This is a genomic window from Ruegeria sp. CI5 (assembly GCF_056536885.1).
In genome coordinates, this window is record NZ_JBQFQN010000013.1 from 1 (window position 1) to 1,451 (window position 1,451).

The window sequence follows — 1,451 nt, forward strand, 5'->3', positions numbered from 1 at the left end:
AGAGGGTTTCTGGCACATCGTAACCACCAAGGAGTGGAGATGAGACAGAAACCCGGAACCAAGCAGAGCCATGGCGAGAAGGTCGTCAAGGACATCCGTCGAGCGACCCGCAAACAGTATTCGGCCGAAGAGAAGATCAGGATCGTGCTGGATGGCCTTAAGGGCGAGGACAGCATTGCCGAGCTGTGCCGCCGTGAGGGCATTGCCCAGAGCCTGTATTACAGCTGGTCCAAGGAGTTCCTCGAGGCTGGGAAGAAGCGCCTGGCGGGCGCCACGGCGCGTGCGGCGACGTCGGGCGAGGTCAAGGATCTGCGCCGAGAGGCACGCGATCTGAAGGAGGTCGTGGCCGAGCAGGCCCTGGAACTGCGGCTGCTCAAAAAAAGCATGATCACGGATGGGGAGGACGACGAATGAGATACCCTGCATCCGAGAAGCTGGAGATCATCCGGCTGGTGGAAGGATCGCACCTGCCGACCAAGCGCACGCTAGACAAGCTCGGCATCCCCAGAACCACCTTCTATCGCTGGTATGACCGGTATCTGTCGGGTGGGCCAGAAGCGCTTGAGGATCGCAGCCCCAGGCCGTCACGGGTCTGGAACCGCATTCCCGAGCTGGTGCGCGAGAAGATCAAGGACCTGGCCCTGAAGGAAAGCGAGTTGTCGCCGCGCGAGTTGGCAGTGCAGTTCACCGACACAGAAAAGTATTTTGTGTCAGAGGCTTCCGTCTATCGCATCCTCAAGTCTTATGACCTGATCACCAGCCCAGCCTATGTGGTGGTGTCGGCGGCCGACGAGTTCCGGGACAAGACGACCCGGCCAAACCAGCTGTGGCAGACCGACTTCACTTACCTGAAGGTCATCGGCTGGGGCTGGTTCTACCTGTCCACCATCCTCGACGACTTCAGCCGCTACATCATCGCCTGGAAGCTTTGCACGACGATGAAGTCGGGCGACGTCACCGACACGCTGGACCTGGCCCTGCAGGCTTCAGGCTGTGATCGGGCGACGGTTCTGCACAAGCCACGGCTGCTCAGCGATAACGGATCAAGCTACATCTCGGGCGAACTGGCCGATTGGTTGGAAGATCGGCAGATGGATCATGTCCGGGGTGCCCCGTATCACCCCCAGACCCAAGGCAAGATCGAGCGCTGGCACCAGACGCTCAAGAACCGCATCCTATTGGAAAACTACTACCTGCCCGGCGATCTCAGGCAGAAGATCGACGCCTTCGTCGAGCACTACAACAACCGACGATACCACGAGAGCCTGCAGAACCTCACTCCGGCTGATGTCTACTTCGGGCGCGGCCAAACCATTCTGAGACAAAGAGAAAGGATCAAACAGAAGACCATCGAAACCCGGCGCTTGCTTCACCGCAAATCCGCCGCATAATCAAACTAACCAGATGAGCCAGACCCTCTCTTAGCTCAGGCTGCCAACTGGCCCAAAATC

Annotated in this window: 1 protein-coding gene; it reads left to right on the forward strand. The window is 59.1% G+C overall.

Translation table 11 applies throughout. The features are described 5' to 3' along the window. Positions 1-39: 39 nt before the first annotated feature. Positions 40-1,391, forward strand: a protein-coding gene (locus ACR0BA_RS18435; protein ID WP_480729364.1) for an IS3 family transposase whose coding sequence is annotated in 2 segments (ribosomal slippage) — positions 40-376 and positions 376-1,391 — 1,353 coding nt in all. Because the reading frame shifts where the segments join, the coding sequence is not laid out codon by codon here. Positions 1,392-1,451 lie beyond the last annotated feature (60 nt).